The sequence below is a fragment of the Pelomonas sp. Root1217 genome, assembly GCF_001425705.1.
GTDB lineage: Bacteria > Pseudomonadota > Gammaproteobacteria > Burkholderiales > Burkholderiaceae_C > Pelomonas.
Genome location: NZ_LMDC01000012.1, coordinates 294,831 through 316,294 on the forward strand (window position 1 = coordinate 294,831; position 21,464 = coordinate 316,294).

Consider the following 21,464-nt stretch of genomic DNA (forward strand, 5'->3'; position numbering starts at 1 on the left):
GCCTTGTCAGCACAGCCCCTCAGCTCTCTGGAGGTTTGCAACGCCGTCGGGCCAGGACTCCTGATCGACGCATCGGTTCTTGTTTCGCAACGCCGGCAGCAGCACCTCGTCCGCGAACGGGCAGCCGGTGATGCCTGGATCCTGCTGCCGTTCCTTGCCGGCCTCGTCGGGCGCATGCCCTGAGTCGATCCTTGCTAGCAGCGCTTCGTAGCCCGGCCGCCATGCGGTGCAGGCAGGAAAACTCGCGCGCAGTTGCGCCAGGATGGCCAGGCCGGCGAAGTCAAGATCGCCGTAGAAGCTCACCGCGGGCGCGCCCAGTTGCCCATACAGCCAGTCCTCGAAGCGTTGGGCATCCGTGTCGGACACGCGACCGCGCCAGTACAGCGATGAGCCTGTGTGCTCGCGCAAGCGACGTGCCCCACTGCGAAAGCCTGCCGCGTACAGCAATGCAGCGCGCGCCCAGGCCGGCTGGCGGTGCCCTGCCATGCGCTCGAAGCTCACGCCGTTCTCGATGAACAGGACTTCTTCGCCCGTCCAGTCCCTGGGCAGGTCGACAAGCAGCTGGATCGGTGCCTCCAGAAACCGCCCTTCGTCAGCGCCCAGCAGTCGCAGCAGTTCCTCCCGCGCATCCAGTACCTTGCTGTGCCCGCGGAAATGCCGGGCCGACAACTCGCGCAGGTAAGGCGTTGTCTGCGCCGGGTGCCCCGCCAGGTCAGCGGCAAGTGCGTTCAGGAGGGCGGCACAGTCTCCTGGCTCCCGCCCCTCGAGGGCGGGCAGCGGGTTGCGCAGCAGATAGTCCAGCAATGCAGGCGCATCGGGCACGGCCAGCAATGTCGGCTGCTCGCGCAGCGCCTGCACCAGCACACGGCTCCAGCGCGGCGCGGCGGGCTCGAAGCCGCTCCACTCGGCCAGCGCCTGTGCATCGAGCAGCAACAACGCCGGCCTGCGATCGGCCAGCGTCTGGAAAGCCCGCGCCTTGTCCGCCTTCAGCCGAACCCAGCCGGTCGCGCCGAGGTCGTCCAGCAGCAGTTCCAGGTGTGCCAGCGCCTCTGGCGACGCCGCGCTGTGAAGTTCCGGCAGCTCAGTTGCGTCAAGCGCCAGAGAGACAGCCCGTCCGCCCTCGCTGCGCTCGGCCTTGCGCAGCAACGCATGGGCCAGGCGCAACTGGAGTGGGTGCGGCGGCGGCTTCATGCCGTCCGCTCTGCGTTCTGTTGGTCTTCGAAGGCCAGCGTCGCCTGGGCCCTGGCGGCCTGGGCATGCGCATCCCACAGCGCCGACAACGCCTCGCGCTTGAAGTCCTTCTCCTGGACCTCGCTGATGTGCACGACCTGACCGTCGGCTTCCGCTTCCAGCTTCGAGAAGGTGTATTCCTTGTCGAACTCGGGCTTGATCGCGCCGGACTTCGACGTGGGCATCGCCACGATCAGTTGCAGGCCCATGTTCTGCGCGAGAAAGCGCATCACGGCCCGCGAACGCGCCTCGTCCATCTTCGAGAAGGCCTCGTCGCTGAGCATCAGCCGCAGCGCCGGTGCGTTTGGCGCGCGGCCGAAATGCCCGAGCGCATGGGCCAGCACGGCGGCGCGGATCACGTAGAACGGCGTCTCCAGCTCGCCGCCGGAGCCGGTGCCCCAGGTGGACATCGGCGTGCGGTGGCCGCCGGCGATGCGGTGGATGTCGTAGCGGCGGTAGTTGCGATAGTCGGCCAGCTCCTTGAGCGCGCGCTCGGCGGCGATCTGGTCCTGCGACAGCAGCAGCCGCTTGATCTCCTGGGCCGTGGCGCGGTGCTCGGGCGAGAGCTGGGGGGCGTCGAAGATGGCAGTGCGGTCCTTCTCCAACTGGTCGACCACGCCGTCCAGCGCCTCGAAGAAGTCGTAGTAGTCCTTGTAGCGCGGTACCCAGTCCTGCACCACGTCGTAGGAATCCACCCCGAACTGGATCGCCTTGAGCTCCTGGCTGAGCTTGCGCAGCGTGTTGGAACCATCCTTCACGTCGCGCCTGACCTTGAAGCAGAAGTCGCTGGTGAAGACATGGTTGAAGGTGCCCTCGGCCTTCTCCAGCCGCGCAACGTTCTCGGCCAAGCCGATGCCATCTTGCCTGCGCATCTGCTCGCGCGCGGCCTGCTGCACGGCCAGCACCGACTGCAACACGGCCTCGATCTGCTCGACACTGCGCGGCGGCTCGGTCCAGCCGAAACGCTCTTCATCGGTGCGCGCGCCCGCCAGGTAGGTGGCGATGTGGTTGCGCAGCGTCTTGAGGCGGTCCGGCAGGTTCTCCGAGGCATTCGTCGCATGGTTCTGCAAGGTGGCAGCGCTGGGCAGGTCGGCTTCTCCAAGCGAGCGGGCCTCGTCCAGCAGTTGCAACTCGCTGGCCACCGCGCCGCCGGCGTCTGCAAAGCGGCTGATCCAGACCTGGGCCGTGACGATGTTCTGCGCCAGCTCGGGCAGCCGGCCCTCGAGGTCGCCAAGTGCCTTGAGCACCTGGCCGAGTTCCTTGTTCTGCACGCCGACCGCCTGCTGCTCGGCGTCCCACTGGGCCTGCTTTGCATCCAGGCGCTCGTGCAGCGCGTCGCGTCGCTGCTCCTGCGCCTCGATGCTGGAGGTGTCCAGCTGCTGCAGATGAAACTCGACGTCGACATGCCGCAGCCGTGTCTCCAGCGCCTCGCCCAGCGTTTGCGCCAGCGAGGCGGCGCTGCTCTGGCTGAACCAGCCCTGCACCGTCGTCAGCGACTGCGCCATGCTTTTGAGCCCCTGCAGCTCGGGCACCAGGGTATCGAGCCGCGCATTGACCCAGGCCAGCCGCCGCTTGCGGCTCTCGACGCCGAAGGCCAGCTCATGTTCGGCCGCCAGGCAAGCGAACATGCCGTAGGCACGGCTGCCCAGGCCCTGCTGCATCAGGCCTTGCGGCGTGCGGCGCAGTTCCGCTTCGCTGGCGACCTGGCGCACGCGCCCATACAGCGCCAGCAGGTAGGCCTTGGCCACCGGGTGCTCGCAGACCAGTTCACTGAGCAGGCTGCGCGGTGCAACGGCCATGCCACGCGTGTCCTCGATGGCCTTGGCGCCTTGCACGACCTTTGGCGAGCGGCGCGCGAAATGGCGCTTGACGAGCCGGATCGCGTCTTCCTCGAAGTCCGGTTCCACGATCAGCGCGAAGCGATCGCGTCCCATATAGCCTTCCACGGCAGCCTGCCAGGCGCTGCCCGGGCGCGGCTCGATCAACGCGGCCAGCAGGCGCGGCCGGCTCTCGGGCAGCTCAGCCTCCAGCAGCCTCAAGGCCCGCTGCACGTCGTCCGGCGCGGACGTGCGCCCCTCGAGCAGCTGCGCCTGCTCGGCGCGCAGGCCGGTCTGCTCGTCCAGCAGTTGGGACTGCTGCCTCAGCAGCTCGCTGCGCGCCGTCACCAGCGCGGACATCACGGTCGTCTCGTCGGCGCCGAGCAGCACCGCCTCCAGCGCCCGCAGCGCCTGATCCAGCGGCTCGAGCTCGAACGCGGCCAGCTCGTCCCCGAGCCGGGCATCGGTCAGCAGCGCCACGCGAGCCGGCTGCCACTGCTTCGTCGCCCGAAAGGCGGCCGAGCCCAGCCGCTGCACCGCTGCCTGCAGGGCCGGCAGCAGTGACAGGTCCAGCGCCAGCAGCTGGTTCACATGGTCCAGCACCTGATCCATCTGCCGGGCGGACTGCTGCACCCGGCTCCAGTCCTTGCGGAACTGTTCGGCGTACTGCGCCTCCAGCGTCGTCAGACGCTGCTTTTCCTGGGCGATGCCGCTTTGCGCCAGTTCGCCCTGCACCAGCGCCAATTCATGGTCGAGCGTCTTGCGCTCGAGGGCGATCGCGTCCAGGCGCCGCTGCGACTCGGTGGCGTGGCCCTGGAGCTGCGCGCGGCGGCGTTCGGTGCGCTCCCGCTCGGCCAGGGTGTCAAGCTGCATGCGCAGCGCATGGGCATTGAGCATCACGACGTGGCGGCGCAGCAGCGCCACAACATCGCCGGCCGCCTCGTCCACCAGTTTGAGCCGATCGATGTTCAGCTTCAGGCGCTCGGCGTCGGCCTTCAGCCGGGCGATCTCCTGCATGAGCTGGCGCATCTTGCCGACTTCCTGGCTGAAGTCGTGCGCGTCGAGAATCTCGTCGCGCACCAGTTCGTTGACGTTGCCGATCTCGCGGTAGGCCATGGCCTTGACGATCGCGCGGGCGCAGCGTGTGGCATCCGCCTCGGGGACGAACTTGCGGCCGAGCAGGTGGCCGTACAGATGCTGCAGATAGCTGTCCTTGCCTTCGAAGCGCATCAGCTGCTCGGCCTGCAGGCCCAGCCTCAGCTGCAGCTGGGCGTAGGCTTCCTTCAGCGGCAGAGGCCGAACGCGCCCTGGCACGGATTCGCCCGAAGACAGATGCGACAGCGTCAGACTCGCCCCGCGCAGCAGGTAGAACAGCGGCTTGCCGCCTTCGGCGCGGCCGCCGTCCACATGGGCCTCGACACCCAGCAGCGCGCTGAACGGCACGGCGTCCTTTTCCTGGTCCGACGGTTCGAAGCACAGCCCCACGTAGCTGGTCGAGCGCTGGCGCAGGAAGACGTCGCTGCCGCACTGGCCCAGCGCGTAGGCATGCAGGGTTCGCGGCTCCTTGCCGCCGCGACGGCCCTGGGTCGACTCGTTCTGCCCGGCATTGAAGTGAAAGACCCCTTGGCGGGCCGCCGTGAGCACGGCCTGGATGGCATCCAGCAGCGTGGACTTGCCCGAGCCGGATTCGCCGGTCAGCAGCGTGGCGTCGGCCAGCGGCCAGTCACGCGTCTCCAGCGTGCCCCAGTTGACAGTGATCAGTCGTTGCAGCCGCATGTCAGGCGTCCCCAGCGGCGACCGGCAAAGGCACGTCTTGCGCCTTGGTCTGCATCAGCTGGCGCACTTCAAGCAGCGCCTCGTCGCTGACGAAAGAAAGGATGGGCCGCAGCACGCCCAGCAGCATCTCCATCTGGCCGAACCCGGCATCGGCTTCCCGAAAGCGCACCAGCCGGTGCTTGCGCAGCTCGCGCAGCAATTGACCGCGCTCTGCCGCCGAGCCCGGCAGCGTCGTGCCCAGCAGCGACACCAGCGTCTGCGACAGCTCCTCCAGGCTGATGGCCAGCTCCTGGTTGACCAGTTCGCGCTTTCCGGTCAGTCCCTCGGTGTAGAGAAAGCGCAGGCCCAGCGCGGCGGCGACCATGTCCTTGGACAGCCGCGCGCGCAGTCGCTTGACGCCGTCCTCGTCTTCCTGGTCGTCGCCCGGCGGGTAGAGCCGCATCAGGTTGGCATCGACGTCATGCGTGAGCGTGAACCCCAGCACGTCAAACCATTCGCGCAGCAGTTCCTCGGCCAGCGTGGCGTCGTCATAGAGCGCCTGCTCCGGTTTGGAATAGTCGCGCCAGAGGATGCCGGCCGCCAGCAGGCGGTTGCAGATCTCGGCGAAGCGCCGGCGCGAGACATTGCCAGCGGTACGGTCGGCAAGGCGAGTCTCGAGCAGGGCGTGGAAGGTATCGGTGGTCATGTCTTTGGCAGGCGGCGCAGCTCGAAATCGTCTGCGATGAAGCTGGTTGTCTCGAAGCGTTCGTCGAGCTTCTTGACCTGCCAGCGCTGGCGTCCCTGCGCGGAGCGCGCCGCGCCCACGGCATGCAAGCTGGTCAGGACTTCGTCCGCGCGCCGCGCCGCGAGATCGGACAGGCGCAGCGACACGGCACCCGAGTGGCCCAGTTGCCGCAGCACCGCCTCCTCACTGATGACGAAAGCCTCGGCCTCGGCACGGCGCAGCGCCGCCTCGAGCCGGCTGTCCGCGCGGATCCGCCATTCGGTGTCGTCGCCCTCGAGCTGCTGGCGCTCGCGCTGCGTCCAGCGCAGGCCGCCGGCGGGCAACAGGCGCAGCTCGGTCGTGGCCAGGCGCCGGCCCAGCAGTTCGAGCCAGGCTTGCTTGCCCGCGGCGTCAGCAGCCTTGATGCCGTCCAGCGTGAGGCCCATCGGAGATTCCGCGCCGTAGTCCAGCGAGAGCGCCTGGCGCAGCAGGCTGGTGAAGCGGCGCACGTAGTTGTGCATCTCGCTGCGCAACATCGGCAGTTTCAGCTCGCAGGCCGCGTCGATCAGCTTTTCAATCCGCTGGCATAGCCACAGCGTGGCGCTGCGTCCGTTGCCGAGCACCGGCTCCAGCCAGTCGGCACGCTGGTGCAGTGCGGCGTCGGCGCGCTCGCGCTGCTCGGCGGGCCAGGCGCGAATCTGGTCCAGCAGCTCGATGATCTGGCCGCGGTGGCGGTCCACCGAATCGGCCACCAGCCGCACGGACATTTCCTTGCCGAAACGGCGCTCCAGAAAATCGTTGAACTCGTCCCAGGCCAGCTTCTGCGTCAGCGCCTCGCGGGTGAGGCTCTGCATCAGCGCGCGGAAGTACTCGATGTCGTCCTGCAGGTCCTGCACGACGCGGCTGGCGTAGTCGTGTGCGTCCAGCAACTCGTCTTCGTCATGGTTGTCCAGGAACGCCAGCAGCGCCTTGCGGGCCGAGCGCATATTGCGCTGGCGGGTCTTGTGGCGGGCGTTGTCCAGCTCGGCGAAGGTCTCGGCGAAGGCTTTGCCAGCACGGGTCAGCTTGAGCACCGGTTGCAGGTCGATGGGATCCTTGTAATCCTCCAGCCAGCCGTGCTCCTTCAGCGCACGTAGCAAGTTCAGCGCGTAGCCGCGCTCGGCCTCGGCATTCACCGCCTGGGCGGCGGAGAGTGCTCCCTCGCGGTAGGCTGGTTGGGCGATCACGCCCAGGCAGATCTCCAGCACCAGGTCCTTCGTCAGCGCCTGCGCGTAGTCGGCCTCCGGGCCATGCACGCGCTCGTGCAGGCCGCGCAAGACCGCAGCGCAGGCCTCGCGATCTGCCCAGGTCAGCGGGCGAAAAAAATGTTCACAAGCGCCGTGAAAGAAGATCGCCGACGCGGACATGGATGTCCTCCCCAATTCATGCGGCCTGCCGGATTGGCCTTTGTCCGGCGGCGCTGGTGCCGATTATCACGGCGAGGATGTTCCTGCCCCAGGGCGATACGCGGCGATACGCAGCCCAAGGAAAACTCCCTGCCGCGGCCCAATTGCAATGCTGCGAACTTGCGCACAAAGCGAACTTCGTGCTGCGACAAGAGCTTACGTCGCTCGGCCGATGCGAACTATTTCGACCGTCGAGGCCTCGCCAGCCCGTAGATCGTGGCGGGCCGACCTGGCCAAGCATGCGGCCTCGCCTGTGCCTCGACACGAACGTCTGCTGGTGCGTTGTCGATCCGAAGCGCTATCGCCGCGGCGACGAGTGCAGCGGGCTGATGACGGCCAAAGCGGCCGGCTCTCAGGAACGCACCATCTCCCACGTGAGCCCAAACTTCAGCAGATATTTGCGCAGCCGGTCTGCGTCGTTGATGACAGCGCGCTGCTTTCGCGATCGATCAAACAGCCGGCGGCCAGCATCGGACAGGGTTTGCGCCTGCCGGCAAACACTCACAACGGCCTCAAGCTGGAGACGATCAAAGAGATCCAGGTCCTCTGCCGTGCCTTCAGGCAGCAGTTCATCGAGCCGGACGTCCGACTGCCGAGAGTCGCCCGCGGGCTGCCACAGCCATTGAAGGCGCTGGATTTCGGCCTCGACCAGGCTGGTTGAAATTCGCCCACCATCCGCCAGCGTGGCCATCCGTGTCACGCTGGCCATCAGGTCGCGGAAGTTGCCGCTCCAGAGTGCGCCCGCGGATTTGGCGAACCGCAGATAGTCGGCCTTGGCCTCGGCATTGAATCGCACCGCTCGACCTGACTCTGCCACGTAGCGGGCAAGCAGGTGGTCGACATTGGGCTCAATGTCCTCGGGCCGCTGCGCGAGACCAGGCAGCGTGTAGGCCCAGAGGTTGATACGGGCGAACAGGTCCTCGCGAAAACGCCCCTGCGCGACATCGACGCGCAAGTCCCGGTTGGTGCCGGCGATCAGTTGGAAGTCGCTGCTAACCTCACGGTCGCTACCCATCGGGAAAAAGCGCTTCTCTTCCACCGCCTTGAGCAGCATGGCCTGCTCATCGAGGCCCAGCTCACCAATCTCATCGAGGAAGAGAACGCCCTGATGCGCCGTGCGCAACAGGCCAGCCCGGTCCGCCGCAGCACCGGTGAACGCGCCCTTCTTGTGGCCGAACAGCGTTGACGCTGCGCCGTCACCGCGCAGCGTGGCGCAGTTGACCTCGACGAAGTCGCCCTGGACCTGGTGACGCGATTTCTTGAGCTCGAACATGCGCCGCGCCAGGTGCGACTTGCCTGCGCCCGTCGGGCCGGTCAACAGGACGGGTGCCTGTGAGCGCACGGCCACTCGCTCGATTTCCTCGATGAGGGCATTGAAGCGCTTGTTGCGGGTGGGGATGCCACTTTTAAGGAACTCCAGCGCCTCCGCATGGGCTTGGCTGAAGCGCTGGGCCAGCACGTCGTACCGCGAAAGGTCCAGGTCGATCAGCGTGTAGCTGCCTGGGTTGTCCCGCTGCTGCTTCTTTGGCGGTGCCGTCTGCAAAAGCACGCCAGGGATGAAGCGCGACTCCACCATCAGGAACATGCAGATTTGCGCGACGTGCGTGCCAGTGGTGATGTGGGCCCAGTACTGCTCGTGGGCCGGATCGAAGCGGTAGCTTCGCGCCCAGTCATAGAGGGCGGCGTACATCACGCCGAAATCCCACGGGTCCCCTACGTCGAAGGGCACCAAATTGACGACCGTGTCTGGCGACACGTTGGCGATATCGCTCGCCAGGACATGGGCCAGCGCCTCGTGCTTCGTCGAGTAGAGGAGCTCCAGCCGGTCGATGACGGTGTCTTCGTGCTGCACCAGCGAGATCGTCGGACGCCATTTCTCCCAACGACCTGCACCCTGTCCCGAATCCAGCTGGGTGCCCATGAATCCGATGACGACGTTCTTCTTGGTCATATCTAAATTGATACCAGACTAGCCAATAGTCTAGTTCGTCTGGATTTCATCGCGGTCCCCCATTGAGTCGTGAGCCCCGCGAAAAAGTACTTTTGTATTGCTAATCAATAGCTTGCAAGTTTTCACCTCGGACAGACGAGGAGCTGGCACACCCGTTGCAATAAGGAGAGCGCGAACAACAAGTTAAATGCAACGAGGAGAACCTCATGGTCAACACGCAGCTCTTCCACACGATCAAAGGCGCCCTGCTGCCCGCAGCCACGGCGCGCAACGCTGAGCAGGCTCCGGCCTACGCCTTCAGCCCGCGTCATCAACTGGCGCAGCTGGCGGCCACGGGCTGCCTGAGCCAGACCTTCTACGCAAACGCCGAGGACCAACTCGACCAAGTTCTGGCGCTGACCCAGAAGCTCGAGCCCGTCTTCATTGCCAAGACCGCGATCTATGGTCGCCAGTCGGGCCACATGAAGGACATGCCGGCTTTGCTCGCGGCGAGCCTCGCCGTTCGCGACGTCGCGCTGCTGAGCCAGGTGTTCTCTCGCGTCGTCGACAACGGCAAGATGCTGCGCAACTTCGTGCAGATCCTGCGCAGTGGTGCCGTGGGCCGCAAGTCGCTGGGTTCCCGCCCGAAGAAGCTGGTTCAGCACTGGCTGCTGACGGCCTCCGAGAAGCAACTGTTGAACGCCGCGGTGGGCAACACGCCCTCGCTGGCGGACGTGGTCAAGATGGTTCACCCCAAGCCCGCTGAGGCATGGCGTGCCGCTTGGTTCGCATGGCTGATCGGCAAGCCGGTCGATGAAGCGGCACTGCCGCCCATCACCCAGGCGTTCGAACGCTTCAAGCGCGACATCGCCCAAGGCGTGGCCACCGAAGTGCCGGACGTGCCGTTCCAGATGCTGACCGCGCTGGAGCTGATCTCAGCGCAATGGGCGCAGATCGCTCGCTCGGGCTCGTGGCAGATGGTGCGTCAGAACCTGAACACCTTCGCCCGGCATGGCGTGTTCAACCTCCCCGGCATGGCCAACGCGGTGGCCGCCAAGCTGAGCGATGCGCAAGCCGTGGCCAAGGCACGGGTGATGCCGTACCAGCTGATGTCGGCCTTCATGGCGGCCGGCGAGTCGGTGCCTGCCCAGGTTCGCGATGCGTTGCAGGATGCGATGGAACTGGCTCTGGTCAACGTGCCCAGCCTGGCGGGTCGTGTCGTGGTGTGCCCTGACGTGTCGGGCTCAATGAGCTCGTCCGTGACCGGTTATCGCGGCTCGGCGACCTCCAGCGCGCGTTGCATCGACGTGGCTGCCCTGGTGGCTGCTGCGGTGCTGCGCAAGAACCCGCAGGCCCGTGTGCTGCCGTTCGAACAGGATGTGGTGAAGCTGTCGCTGAACGCTCGTGACTCGGTCATGACCAACGCCCAGGCGCTGGCCAAGATCGGTGGCGGCGGTACCAACTGCAGCGCGCCGCTGGCTCTGCTGAACCGCCAAGGTGCGGAGGTGGACCTGGTGATCCTGGTCTCGGACAACGAGTCCTGGGTCGACGCCAACCGGCGCGGTGCGACGCAGACCATGCGCGAGTGGGAAGTGCTGAAGCAGCGCAACCCGAAAGCGCGCCTGGTGTGCATCGACATCCAGCCGACGGCGACCACGCAGGCGGCCGAGCGGCACGACATCCTGAATGTCGGCGGCTTCTCGGATGCGGTGTTCACGATGGTGGCGAATTTCGCCGCCGGCAACATGGACGCCGAGCACTGGGTCGGTGAAATCGAAAAGGTGTCGTTGGCCGCCCAGTAGGGCCGCGACACAGGAAGTTGGACGGTGTCCCAGGCGAATGCCTGCAGGAGTACAGCACCTTTGGCCGCGCGGGCATGCAAGCCCGCAACGGAGAACCGGTAGGCCGCTCTTGCAACTCTTGTCGCCTGAGGCACCAACCTCACAACAGAACATGCGTCGTCGCGTGGCGAATGCAGGTGGGACTACATCCAAAACGTGTCTCACCGACTGTTTGTCGCCACGCGGGGGCCACCAGTTTTTGCGCGAATGCTGGCAGGACTACATCTGGAACGCCGGGGGTTCGAATCCTCAACCGGGAAACCGGTGTGGCAGTGTCTTGCCCCTCTTGTCGCGCTTTTTTGAGATGCCTTGCTGCGAATGCAGGTGGAACTACAGATAACGACTCTCGTGGTCGCGGGTTCGAGTCCCGCCGGTCCCAAATCAGGGGGACCGTAGCTCAGTGGTAGAGCACGACGTTTCACCAATCCTTGTCGCAGCGGGGCATCACCCGCTTTTGCGGTGAATGCAGATGGAACTACAGGTAGACGCACGCGGCGAAAGCTGCGTGCTCTGTGAGTGATCACAGAGCGCCCGGGTTCAAGTCCCGGTCCAGCAATGGATGGCGGAGCAAATGTTTCATCAAACCTAGTCACCCCTCTTCTTTGATCGACCAATCGTCATGAGCCTCGCAGCAATTGACCCGCAATCCGTGGATGCCGTCATCGCCGACGCCTACAAGGTGTTCGGTCGATACCGGGCGCCCACCGTGCAGCTCGACGCATGTCTCTGCTGCATGTGCCCCACGCTGGAGGAGCAAATGCGCAAGCTGCCTTTGCGCAGGCTCACCCGAGAGCATTTCTATGAGTACAACACCGCCGCCAAAGGCGAGGTGCAGCCCGTATGGGAGGTCCTGTACTTTCTGCCGCGACTGCTCGAGCTGATCGCTCATGGGGAAGACGTGCACCACTCCACCGAGCTCTACCTGGACCGCGTCGGCCGCTGCCCGCCGCAAACCTTCAATGAAGCTGAACGCGAAGTGCTCAATCGGTTCGCGATCAACTACTTCGCCGGCCATCTGGCATCCCGTGACCAGCGTCCGCTCGAAGACGCCTTGACCGTGCTGCTGATGTTCCATATCGGTGGGTTTGACCTGCCACCGCTACTGGACTATTGGCTGCATTGCCAGGACCCGTGGTCGACGGTGCACTATGTCGAAGCCGGTTACTGGCACTTCTGGGAGGACCGAGAGGTCACCAACGCCTTTGCGCAAGATCGCATCGAGTTTCGGCAGAGCATCCGCCAATGGATGCTGGCACCGGCTCACCGCAACATCTTCGCTGACAAGCTGATGCGCCCCGACTTTCTGAACCTGGTTGAGAACCAGCCCGACAGTGGACGCATGCCGTTCAAGCTCCTTGTCGATGCTGTCTTCGACAACCTGATCGAGTAAAGAGAACCAAACCATGAACTACAACATCGAACAACCCGAAGGCGGCGTGCCCATCAAGATGTGGACGCAAGGCGTCCCCGTGGAGCCCGAGGCCAAGCAGCAACTCGCCAACGCCGCCAAGCTGCCCATCGTGTTCAAGCACATCGCGGCTATGCCCGACGTGCACTTGGGCATCGGCGCAACCGTTGGCTCGGTGATTCCGACGCTGAAGGCCATCATCCCGGCCGCCGTGGGGGTGGACATCGGCTGCGGCATGATGGCCGCGAAGACCACGCTGCGCGCTGAAGACCTACCGGACAACCTCGGCCCGCTGCGCTCGGCCATCGAGAAGGCTGTGCCGCACGGCTCGGCGCCCAAGCACCGCGGCCGTGACCCCGGCAGCTGGGAGAACCCGCCCGAGACGGTGGACCAGATCTGGGCCACGCTGGTCGACGAGTTCAACGCGCTGTGCGAGCTGCACCCGCGCCTGAAGAACACGAACAACCGCAAGCACCTGGGCACGCTGGGAACGGGCAACCACTTCATCGAGGTGTGCCTCGACGAGGCTGGTTTCGTCTGGTTCATGCTGCACTCGGGCTCGCGTGGCGTGGGCAATGCCATCGGCACGCACTTCATCGAGCTGGCCAAGAAGGACGCGGAGCGCAACATGCGCAACCTGCCGGACAAGGACCTGGCCTACTTCGAGGAAGGCGCCCAGTACTTTGGCGACTATGTGCGCGGCGTGTCCTGGGCTCAGAAGTTCGCGATGAAGAACCGCGAAGTGATGATGACCAACCTGATCGCCACCGTGCGCTCGGTCATCGCCAAGCCCTTCGAAGCTCATGTCGAGGCGGTGAACTGCCACCACAACTATGTGCAGCAGGAGCGCCACTTCGGCCAGGATGTGTTCGTCACCCGCAAGGGCGCGGTGAGCGCCAAGCGCGGCGAGATGGGGATCATCCCGGGCAGCATGGGTGCGCGCAGCTACATCGTTCGTGGCCTGGGCAACCCGCAGAGCTTCGAGAGCTGCAGCCACGGTGCGGGTCGCGTGATGAGCCGTACCAAGGCCAAGAAGATGTTCACGGTCGAGGACCAGGTCAAGGCGACCGAGGGCGTCGAGTGCCGCAAGGACGCGGACGTCATCGACGAGATCCCGATGGCCTACAAGGACATCGATGCCGTCATGGCCGCGCAGAGCGACCTGGTGGAGGTGGTGCACACCCTGAAGCAGGTCGTGTGCGTGAAGGGATAGACGGATGGGGGCCCAGTGCCCTCACCCACATCAGAACAAGAAGAGAAGAACATGATCGAAATTGACGGCTCCGTCGGCGAGGGCGGAGGACAAATCCTGCGGACTTCGCTGGCCCTGTCCATGTGCACGGGCCAGCCCTTCGCGCTGAACAAGATCCGCGCTGGCCGCGCCAAGCCCGGCCTGATGCGCCAGCACCTGACCTGCGTGAACGCCGCGGCTGAGATCTGCGGCGCCGAGGTCCAGGGAGCTGAGCTGAATTCGCAATCGCTGAGCTTCACACCAGGCCAAGTGCGCGCGGGCGACTACACCTTCAATGTCGGCACGGCGGGCAGCTGCACGCTCGTGCTGCAGACCGTCTGGCCGGCATTGATGCTGGCCGATGAACCCAGCCAGTTGAAGCTCGGGGGCGGAACGCACAACCCCATGGCGCCACCCTTCCACTTCCTGGAGCGCAGCTATGCGCCGCTGCTGCGCAAGCTCGGCGCGGAGGTCGAACTCGAACTGCGTCGCCTGGGCTTCTACCCGGCCGGCGGAGGCGAGATCGAAGTCAAGATCTGGCCCGCCGGCGACCGGCTGCAGGCTTTCGATCTGAACGAACGGGGTGCCAGGCTTGAGGGCTACGCCGAATGCTTTGCGCCGGCGCTGCCGCGCTCGGTGGTCCGGCGCGAGCTGCAGCAACTGGGTGCGGACCTTGGCTGGAGTGACGAGCAGCTGCGCGAGGCAGCCAGCCGCCAGAACGAAGGGCCTGGCAATGCGCTTCTGGCGACGTTGGTGTACGAGAACGTCTGCGAGGTCGTCACCGGGTTTGGCGAGAAGGGCGTCAGCGCCGAGCAGGTCGCGCGCGACGTCGTGCGCGAGGTGCGGTCCTACCAAGTCAGTGACGCTGCGCTCGGGCCTCACCTGGCCGACCAGTGGGCACTGCCGCTGGCGCTTGCCGTGTGGCGGCGCGGGGGAGCGGCGTCATATACCTGCACGGAGCTGACGCCTCACGCGCTGACCAACTTCGAGACCATCAAGCTGTTCCTGCCGGTGAGGTTCTCGACGTCTGGATCAGGAAGCCGCTGGTCCGTCAGCGTCAAGGCTCGTTGAGAGCAGGCGGCGCGGCGGTCTTGAACCGCCCGTTGCACCGTTCAGCCAAAGCTCTTGAGCAACTGCTTCAGGCGCTTGCGGCCGTCGCTGTTCGTCTGGCGGTACGTGTTCAAGGCGAATGACAGGAACTGCTGCTCACCCGGCGTCAGCCCCGCCGGCTCCCGTTCGTCGTCGAGCCAGCCGGCCTCCTTGCCGCAATGCCGCTCGATCTGCCTGGCCAGCTTGTCGCCAATTGGCCTGGCGCCGCTTTTGGCCATCGACCAGGTCGCGCCGCTGACCTCGATCTTCAGGGCCCAGGCGGACTCCAGCCCCTTGGGCGGATCGCCCGCGGCGATGCGCTCTTCCGCAAACAACTGGAAGAGTGCAAGCGCATTGAGTCGTCGAAAGGTCGAGAGGCTGGCCACGGCGGGTGTTGTTAAAACACTTCACATCCATTCTAGGTGTCGAATCGCGTTGACGCGCCTGTGAACACTCTTCACAATCCATGCATTCGTTGATTCACCCACACCAGACGGTTCAATCATGCTTCGCACAGCCCACACCACCATCGCCAAGCGCCCCTACCCGGGCGAGATGGCCTTGTGCGTCGCTGCGCATCGCGATGAGGGCGCGCGCCACGACCGATTCGGTGATTCAACGCAACCGGGGAAAGCTCCAGCCCACTGAAGCTTTCAGACTCAAGGGATCTCGCGATCCCATGAAGCCCGGTCTCCTGCAGGAACCGGGCTTTTTGCTTTGCTCCTGCTGTTCAGTCCGATTCATCAGCCCCGCAGGCCTTGCCTGCAGGACGACGTGAATCCCGATGGACCCATCTCGGGTGTGCCCGTGCACAAGCACCGGCTGGCCCGGTGTGCATGTGTGCCGAGCACGTTCTGCAGACGGAGCCGGCATGCAGCGGTGAAGGCAAGTCACCCTTGCTTTGGTCGCGTGCGGACACAGCCGAGATGGCATCGCCTCGTTAGCTCAGTGGAGAAGAGCGCCGGCCTACGAAGCCGGAGGCCGGAGGTTCGACTCCTTCACGAGGCACCAAGTTCTATGTCCCGTTGGACTTCGGGTGAGGTCCTCGGCCCTTCAAGCCGAAGAGGCGGGTTCGACTCCCGCACGGGATGCCAGACCAGAAGCCTGTCGTCGAGCTCACGCTTCGACAGGCGCAAACCGGCCGCAACGATTGGGCGGCGTCGGAACCCGTCACCGACAACCTTTCGGAGCATCGAGAAGAAGCCGTGCGTGGCGCAACCAGGGAGCGCAACTGCTTTGGGAGCAGAGGGTTGCAGGTTCAAGTCCTGCCGCACGGACCAGTTGAAAGCACGTCGCCATAGCTCAGTTGGAAGAGCGCCGGTCTGTCGAACCGGAGGTCGCGGGATCGAGACCCGCTGGCGACGCCAGAGAAAAGATTAGCGCAGCGTGCGTTTGGGTGTGGCCGTCGCCTAGCGGTCGAAGGCTCAAGGTTGTGATCCTTGCATCGCCGGTTCGAATCCGGCCGGCCACCCCCAAGCGCATGCCACCCCACCCGGGGGCGTCGCATACACAGCCGTTCGAAAGGCGCGCGCCTCGCGGCACGCGAGATCGAACCAGGGAATTCCATCGTGCCAAGTCGAAAGGGAGGACGCCATGCACGACGTATTGCAGTTGGACATCACCGGCCTGCCCCAGGCCTGGATCTCGATCGAACAGGCGGCCGGCTATGTGGCCACCCGCTCTGTCGCCTGGTCTCTGGGCGACACGCCGGTCGCCGTATTGCGCGGCGGCATGAACGTTCGCACCGGCCGGCAGTCGGTGCTGGAAGTACCGGCCATCCTGGCGCTGCGTGGCAACTCGCGCCTGAACCTTTTCGACGTGACGCCCTGCTTCAGCAAAGCCAAGGTGATCCGGCGTGACCGACTGACCTGCGCCTACTGTGGCCGCCAGCAGGAACTGCGAGAGCTCACGGTCGACCACATCCTGCCGGCGTCTCGAGGCGGAGCGCTCAGCTGGATGAACACGGTCGCGGCCTGCCGCGCCTGCAATGCGTTGAAAGCCGACCGCACGCCAGAAGAGGCGCGCACGCCGCTGCTGTTCGCGCCCTATGTGCCCAGCCGCTTCGAGGACTTCCTGCTCAAGGGCAGGCGCATCCGGGCGGACGTGCATGAATGGCTGGCCGCACGACTGCCGAAGGAATCGCGCCTGAGCTGACTGAAAGGTCGGCTCAGACTGCGACTTGTTTTTCAAGGTGGCGACGCACGGTTGAGTGCGTCGCTCCCCATCATCGACACCTTGCCGAAGGCGCCTACGACAGCGCACGCAAGACGGAGATCACGCTTATGTCCTACCAGTCCATCTCGACGATCGACTGACCACGGTTCCCGAGCCCCGGCCGAGCCGTGTCCGTTCACAGATACGGCTTCGGCCCGCGCAGCGCTCGTCGCCCGCAGCCATGGAGCCGGGGCATCGCTTTTCGGAAACCGCAATGAGTGCACAACTCCGTTCCCGCGCCCTCCAGGAGGGGCGCGTCAAGGCCCTGCGCCGCATGAAACAGCCGATGACGCTGGTGCTTGAAACCAGCCCTGGTGCCCGCGATCCTGTCGCTCGCGCCCTCGGTCAACGTGGCCTGCGTGGCGCAGGCCAACACATCCAAAGCCGCGGTGCCCAGCGCCGTGCCGACCGCATGGCGCTCCAGGCGCTGGTCCGAAGAAAGGATTGGGATGAGTGAGTCCCAGAATGAACTGCGCGCGCAGCTGGCGCTGAGAAACCAGCAGCTGCAAGAGATCGCCGCCCAGCTCAAGACCGAGCTGTTCGGCATCGACGCCATCATCGACCGCGTCATTGATTCGGTGCGCGCCTGGTACGTTCTGCCCGGGCTCGTCTCACGGCCTGTCATCGTCTGCCTGTGGGGCCTGACCGGCACGGGCAAGACCCAACTGGTGCGCCGCCTGGCGCAGCTGCTGGGGTTCTATGACCGCTTCGTCGAGGTGCAGATGGACGGCTTCTCCAATGGAGCGGGCTGGCGCGGTGCTCAGAGCATCTCGGGCATGCTGGCGCAATCCGGCGTGCGAGAGGGCGAGCCGGGCATCCTGGCGCTTGACGAGTTCCAGCGTTTTCGCACCATCGACGGCAAGCGCAACGAGATGCGCGTCGAGCGTTACCAGGACGTCTGGGCACTGCTGTCCGACGGCCGCCTGCCGCCCGCGCTCTCGCTGCTGGGCGACATCGAGTCGTCCATCGCCGAGGCGGCGTTCGACGCCGAACGCGTCGATGCCGACGAAGCCAAGCACCGCTTCAAGCTGCGCAGCTGGGAGGCGCAGGAACTGCAGCGCAACCTCAAGCTCGACGAGCCGCTGCTGGAAATCATGGCCTGGACGCCTGAGCAGATCCAGCAGCGCCTGCATGCTTTCCGCGAAAGCGGCCAGCAGCAGTGGGACACCGACTACAGCCGCCTGCTCGTCTTCGTCTGCGGCAACCTCGACGAGATGTATGAGGACCTCGCCACCAGCGTGGACGACTGCGACAGTGATGCCGACACTTTCCACACCGTCACCGGCAAGCTGAGTGTCATCGACGTCAAGCAGGCGCTCAACAAGCGCTTCAAGCCCGAGCAGGTGGCACGCCTGGGCAACGAGCACGTGGTGTATCCATCGCTGTCGCGGCGGGCCTACGAGCAATTGATCGAACAGGGTTGCACTCGCTACGCCCGCGAGACCGGGGACCGCTGCGGCCTGCGCTTCGAGTTGGCCACCAGCGTGCGCGAGCAGATCTACGCCAACGCCGTCTTCCCGGCCCAAGGCACGCGGCCGCTCTTTTCGTCACTGCACGCCATCCTGGGCGCCGGCCTGGCCAAGGCGGCGCTGTGGGCCCTCGAACAGGGCGCAACCGCGGGCGACAGCGTCGGCCTGACGGCCGACGGCCGCAGTCTCATCGCGCACTGGCACGGTCAAACGCACGCCATCGCTGCGCCGTTCGAGATTAACCGTCTGCGCCAGCGCAGCAACGCCGACTTTCGTGCCCTGCTCGCTGTACACGAGGCCGGTCATGGCCTGGTCCATGCCCTGCTGTTCGGTCGTGCCCCGAGCGAGATCAAGATCCACGTCGCCAGTTTCGAGGGCGGCTACAACGCCTACACCTCGAGAAAGGTCTGGTCGCGTCACAACCTGCTGGATTCCATCTGCACCAGCCTCGCCGGCCGTGCTGCAGAGTTGCTCGTGTTCGGGCCGGAACTCAGCTCCAGTGGCGCCGAGAGCGACCTTCGCAAGGCGACCGAAACAGCCGCTCGCATGCTGCGCCACTTGGGCCATGGCTCACGCGTCGGTCGAAGCGACGTGTCCAGGGACAGTGACGACAACCTGTGCACGGACGTTGAGGCCACCAACGCGCCGATCGAGGCGCTGCTGCAGGCTGAGCATGACCGTGCGACGAGGCTGATGGAGGAGCACCGCGACGCGCTGCTGGCGCTGGTGGACGAGCTGATCAATCACGGTCAGGTCACGCCGGCACGGTTCGCCACCGTGGTCGGCCTGCCGTTGGGAATGCCCGAGGATGCATTGGATCCCTATGCCGACAGGCTGGCGTCGTTTCGGGAGGCGGGTGTTGAAACGAGGGGGCGGATGCGGGCGTAGAGCGACGACGCGCTTGCTGGCATTGATGCCGCCAAAGAGCTTCGCGCTGAGCGTTGACTGACGGCAAGCCGGCGTGCTCTGCGTGTTGCGTTGCCTACGTCTTCAAATGGGCGATGTGCGCGGCACAATTCCCGAACAACAAGCGGCCGCACAACGCAGGCGGCGCTCAGGGATGAAGAAATGGGCTTCTGGGTCTTCATCGGCATCTGGGTGACGCTCAACGTCGCCGCTACACGCGCCTTGCTACGTGCCGCGGCGGTGGGTTTTGAGCGCCCTGGCAGTCGCCTCATCGAGCACTACTTTGGAAGCGGCATAGCCGGTACCCCCGTCCAGCTCGCGGCGAAGCGAGATTGGTTCGAGCCAGGCGCTGGTCACGGGCCTTGCTGCTAGGCAGTCTTCTCGTTCACAAGCCGGAGGAACTCGGTCACCAGGCCGCTGACCTCCCGCTGCGCGAGAGCCCGCTCGTCGGGATCCTCGAGGCCGTGGAACGACGCATATCGCCCAGGGCCACCTTTTTCATGGCCGGCCGTCGTGCCGTCGTCGCAGAACTTCATTTCCGGATTCGTCAACGCCCTTCGCATGGGCACCTCATGTTGGCCTGAGGTGAGCTTGGCGGCAAACTCGGCCGCAATCGACCCTGGTGAGGCCTTGTAGTAGCGCAGGAGGTGGATGACGTCTGCGACGTCTTTTGTGCTCGTAGCGGTGCTCCATTGCCAGCGCTTTGAGGGTGACGAACGCAACGGCGTCGGCATGACGAACGGTCTCGACCGAGATGCGATCGCCGTCCGGCCGTTCGACGCGGAGTTCCTGCTCCAGGTACCAGTCGCTGGCGATCCCGGCGTAGGGGACGCGGCAGGCCGAGATCTCCTCGCCGTCCAGGGACTCCGCGCCCTTGCCGGCTGGATCGTCGGTGTTGACCAGGAACTCCACAACGATCCGCTCATCGTGGATATCGCGCGCCCACTATCTTCCGGTCAGGCGGCTGCTTGGAGGGGCGCTCAATGTCGATGAGCCAGGTGCGGTAGCGGAAGAGGAGCGTGTCCGAAGAGGATTCAAAGTAGTTGGCTAACTTATCTGCCAGCCCTCATTTGCTGCACAGCAAATATGGCCTCAATAGCTAACATCAAAGCTTCTGATCACCATGGAGGTCACCAGCCTTTCGACGGGGCTGCACAGCAGCATGGTGAGCTTGCCGGCATAAGAGGACCGCCAAGGGCTTCAAGTGGCTGTACCTGGACGGCCAGGGCCGCGTTGTCACGGCGACACGCTTCAACTTGCCTCGCCGCGGTGTCGTAAATAGACTGCGCGTCCTTCATTCACCTCCAGCCTTACGGAGCCAATCGTGTCCTGCAGCATCGCCGCCCTCTAAGCCGTCGACCGCCATCCGTCTCATGCCCGCCATGAGCTCGGCCGCTGCAGCCGTTCTCCGCGTCCCGCCCGCCCACGCCATGCCGGCGGCGGACGCCTAGCCCGTCAGGCACCGCGCACGCCCAGTCGTCGGTTCGTTCCATCGAACCAGGAGACGACCATGTCTGCGCACATCGGGTCGACGCCATCCGTCGACTCCCAAATCCATTGCCTGGAGATCCTGAAGTACCCCAGGACTCCGCACATCGAAGGCTCGCGCCTGCAAGCTGGCGACGAAGGTCAAGAGCACATCCGCCTCGCCACCCTCGCGGGGTGTCATGCCGTTGTCGAAGAGAAGCTCGACGGTGCCAACGTCGGCATCTCGTTCACCAGCGGCGGCGAAATGCTGTTGCAGTCCCGTGGCCACTATCTCGTCGGTGGCGGGCGTGAGCGGCAATTCGCGCCGTTCAAACTCTGGGCTAGCTCGCACGAATCTCGGCTGCTCGCGCTGCTCGAAGACCGCTATGTGATGTACGGCGAATGGCTGTATGCCAAGCATTCGGTCAGCTATGACCGCTTGCCGCATTGGTTCTGCGAGTTCGACATCTACGACCGGGTCGAGCAAGCTTTCCTCAGCACGCCGCGGCGTCACGAGATGCTTGCGGGCTCGCCCATCGTCAGTGTTCCGGTGCTGCAGGCAGGCTCGATGCCGCGCGACGTCAAGTCGCTGCGCGCGCTCGTGAGGCCGTCCCTCGCGAAGAGTGCGCAGTGGCGCAGTGCCTTCGAGCAAAGCGTGCGGCGCCAGGACCTGGACCAGGCGCTGGCCTGGCAGCAGACCGACAAGTCGGACCTGTCCGAAGGTCTGTACATCAAGGTGGAGGACGAGCGCCAGGTGCTGGGCCGATACAAGTGGGTGCGTCCGGACTTCGTTCAGACCATCCTCGATTCGGGCTCGCATCACAGCACGCGACCCGTGATCCCCAATGGGCTGGCGCCGGAGACTGACCTCTACGCGCCGGTGGCCACTGCTGGGTGGAATTGCTCATCGGCAGGAGCCTGAGAGGCCCCGAGAAGGA

Annotated in this window: 16 protein-coding genes and 5 tRNA genes; 13 read left to right on the top strand and 8 right to left on the bottom strand. The window is 65.3% G+C overall.

All coding sequences use genetic code 11. The features are described from left to right. Nucleotides 1-6: 6 nt before the first annotated feature. The 5 genes from ASC95_RS10260 to rtcR all read right to left on the bottom strand — a co-directional run bounded on the left by ASC95_RS10260 (nucleotide 7) and on the right by rtcR (nucleotide 8,922). Nucleotides 7-1,191: a Wadjet anti-phage system protein JetD domain-containing protein gene (locus ASC95_RS10260; protein WP_057297628.1), complete on the bottom strand. Its 1,185-nt coding sequence runs from the start codon at nucleotides 1,189-1,191 to the stop codon at nucleotides 7-9. Then, a complete protein-coding gene (locus ASC95_RS10265; RefSeq protein WP_057297629.1) occupies nucleotides 1,188-4,823 on the bottom strand; it encodes an ATP-binding protein in 3,636 nt (1,211 codons plus the stop codon). The genes ASC95_RS10260 and ASC95_RS10265 overlap by 4 nt, the downstream gene beginning before the upstream one ends. A 1-nt stretch (nucleotide 4,824) precedes the next feature. Beyond that, nucleotides 4,825-5,508: a DUF4194 domain-containing protein gene (locus ASC95_RS10270; RefSeq protein ID WP_057297630.1), complete on the bottom strand. Its 684-nt coding sequence runs from the start codon at nucleotides 5,506-5,508 to the stop codon at nucleotides 4,825-4,827. Then, nucleotides 5,505-6,932 (bottom strand): Wadjet anti-phage system protein JetA family protein, encoded by a 1,428-nt coding sequence (locus ASC95_RS10275; RefSeq protein WP_057297631.1) that lies wholly within the window; start codon nucleotides 6,930-6,932, stop codon nucleotides 5,505-5,507. Before ASC95_RS10275 ends, ASC95_RS10270 begins: the two co-directional genes overlap by 4 nt. Before the next feature lie 391 nt (nucleotides 6,933-7,323). Further along, on the bottom strand, nucleotides 7,324-8,922 hold the full coding sequence (rtcR, locus tag ASC95_RS10280) for an RNA repair transcriptional activator RtcR (protein WP_057297632.1): 1,599 nt from the start codon (nucleotides 8,920-8,922) through the stop codon (nucleotides 7,324-7,326). A 206-nt stretch (nucleotides 8,923-9,128) separates the two neighbouring features. On the opposite strand from rtcR, the gene ASC95_RS10285 reads away from it, so the two are divergent. The 4 genes from ASC95_RS10285 (at nucleotide 9,129) to rtcA (ending at nucleotide 14,452) form a co-directional block, all read left to right on the top strand. Continuing rightward, on the top strand, nucleotides 9,129-10,703 hold the full coding sequence (locus ASC95_RS10285; protein ID WP_057297633.1) for an RNA-binding protein: 1,575 nt from the start codon (nucleotides 9,129-9,131) through the stop codon (nucleotides 10,701-10,703). Between the two features lie 658 nt (nucleotides 10,704-11,361). Beyond that, nucleotides 11,362-12,132 (top strand): hypothetical protein, encoded by a 771-nt coding sequence (locus ASC95_RS10290; RefSeq protein WP_057297634.1) that lies wholly within the window; start codon nucleotides 11,362-11,364, stop codon nucleotides 12,130-12,132. Between the two features lie 13 nt (nucleotides 12,133-12,145). Beyond that, complete coding sequence (locus tag ASC95_RS10295) at nucleotides 12,146-13,363, top strand: RtcB family protein (RefSeq protein ID WP_057297635.1); 1,218 nt, start codon at nucleotides 12,146-12,148, stop codon at nucleotides 13,361-13,363. A gap of 51 nt (nucleotides 13,364-13,414) precedes the next feature. After that, nucleotides 13,415-14,452: an RNA 3'-terminal phosphate cyclase gene (gene rtcA / locus ASC95_RS10300; protein ID WP_057297636.1), complete on the top strand. Its 1,038-nt coding sequence runs from the start codon at nucleotides 13,415-13,417 to the stop codon at nucleotides 14,450-14,452. 41 nt (nucleotides 14,453-14,493) lie between these two features. Here rtcA and ASC95_RS10305 read toward each other — a convergent pair whose 3' ends face one another. Beyond that, complete coding sequence (locus tag ASC95_RS10305; protein ID WP_057297637.1) at nucleotides 14,494-14,856, bottom strand: hypothetical protein; 363 nt, start codon at nucleotides 14,854-14,856, stop codon at nucleotides 14,494-14,496. Nucleotides 14,857-15,404: 548 nt separating this feature from the next. Between ASC95_RS10305 and ASC95_RS10310 the strand changes: the two genes are divergently transcribed. The 8 genes from ASC95_RS10310 (at nucleotide 15,405) to ASC95_RS10335 (ending at nucleotide 19,041) form a co-directional block, all read left to right on the top strand. Next, nucleotides 15,405-15,481: transfer RNA gene (locus ASC95_RS10310), tRNA-Arg, on the top strand. Between the two features lie 8 nt (nucleotides 15,482-15,489). Continuing rightward, a tRNA-Glu gene (locus ASC95_RS30530) sits at nucleotides 15,490-15,564 on the top strand. 109 nt (nucleotides 15,565-15,673) lie between these two features. Further along, nucleotides 15,674-15,750 (top strand) — tRNA-Pro (locus ASC95_RS10315). An 11-nt stretch (nucleotides 15,751-15,761) separates the two neighbouring features. Continuing rightward, nucleotides 15,762-15,837, top strand: a tRNA-Asp gene (locus tag ASC95_RS10320). A 31-nt stretch (nucleotides 15,838-15,868) separates the two neighbouring features. Then, nucleotides 15,869-15,941: transfer RNA gene (locus ASC95_RS10325), tRNA-His, on the top strand. A 122-nt stretch (nucleotides 15,942-16,063) separates the two neighbouring features. Further along, entirely contained in the window at nucleotides 16,064-16,624 is a 561-nt protein-coding gene (locus tag ASC95_RS10330) for an HNH endonuclease (RefSeq protein ID WP_057297638.1), read from the top strand. A 274-nt stretch (nucleotides 16,625-16,898) separates the two neighbouring features. Then, nucleotides 16,899-17,141 (top strand): hypothetical protein, encoded by a 243-nt coding sequence (locus ASC95_RS29895; protein WP_082567674.1) that lies wholly within the window; start codon nucleotides 16,899-16,901, stop codon nucleotides 17,139-17,141. After that, nucleotides 17,134-19,041, top strand: a complete 1,908-nt coding sequence (locus ASC95_RS10335) for an AAA family ATPase (protein ID WP_057298322.1) — start codon at nucleotides 17,134-17,136, stop codon at nucleotides 19,039-19,041. Before ASC95_RS29895 ends, ASC95_RS10335 begins: the two co-directional genes overlap by 8 nt. 386 nt (nucleotides 19,042-19,427) lie before the next feature. On the opposite strand, the gene ASC95_RS10345 is transcribed toward ASC95_RS10335, so the two are convergent. Then, on the bottom strand, nucleotides 19,428-19,595 hold the full coding sequence (locus ASC95_RS10345) for a hypothetical protein (protein ID WP_157256087.1): 168 nt from the start codon (nucleotides 19,593-19,595) through the stop codon (nucleotides 19,428-19,430). Nucleotides 19,596-19,629: 34 nt separating this feature from the next. Next, on the bottom strand, nucleotides 19,630-19,971 hold the full coding sequence (locus ASC95_RS30535; RefSeq protein ID WP_157256089.1) for a hypothetical protein: 342 nt from the start codon (nucleotides 19,969-19,971) through the stop codon (nucleotides 19,630-19,632). Nucleotides 19,972-20,569: 598 nt separating this feature from the next. Between ASC95_RS30535 and ASC95_RS10355 the strand changes: the two genes are divergently transcribed. Next, a complete protein-coding gene (locus ASC95_RS10355) occupies nucleotides 20,570-21,448 on the top strand; it encodes an RNA ligase family protein (RefSeq protein WP_057297642.1) in 879 nt (292 codons plus the stop codon). Nucleotides 21,449-21,464 lie beyond the last annotated feature (16 nt).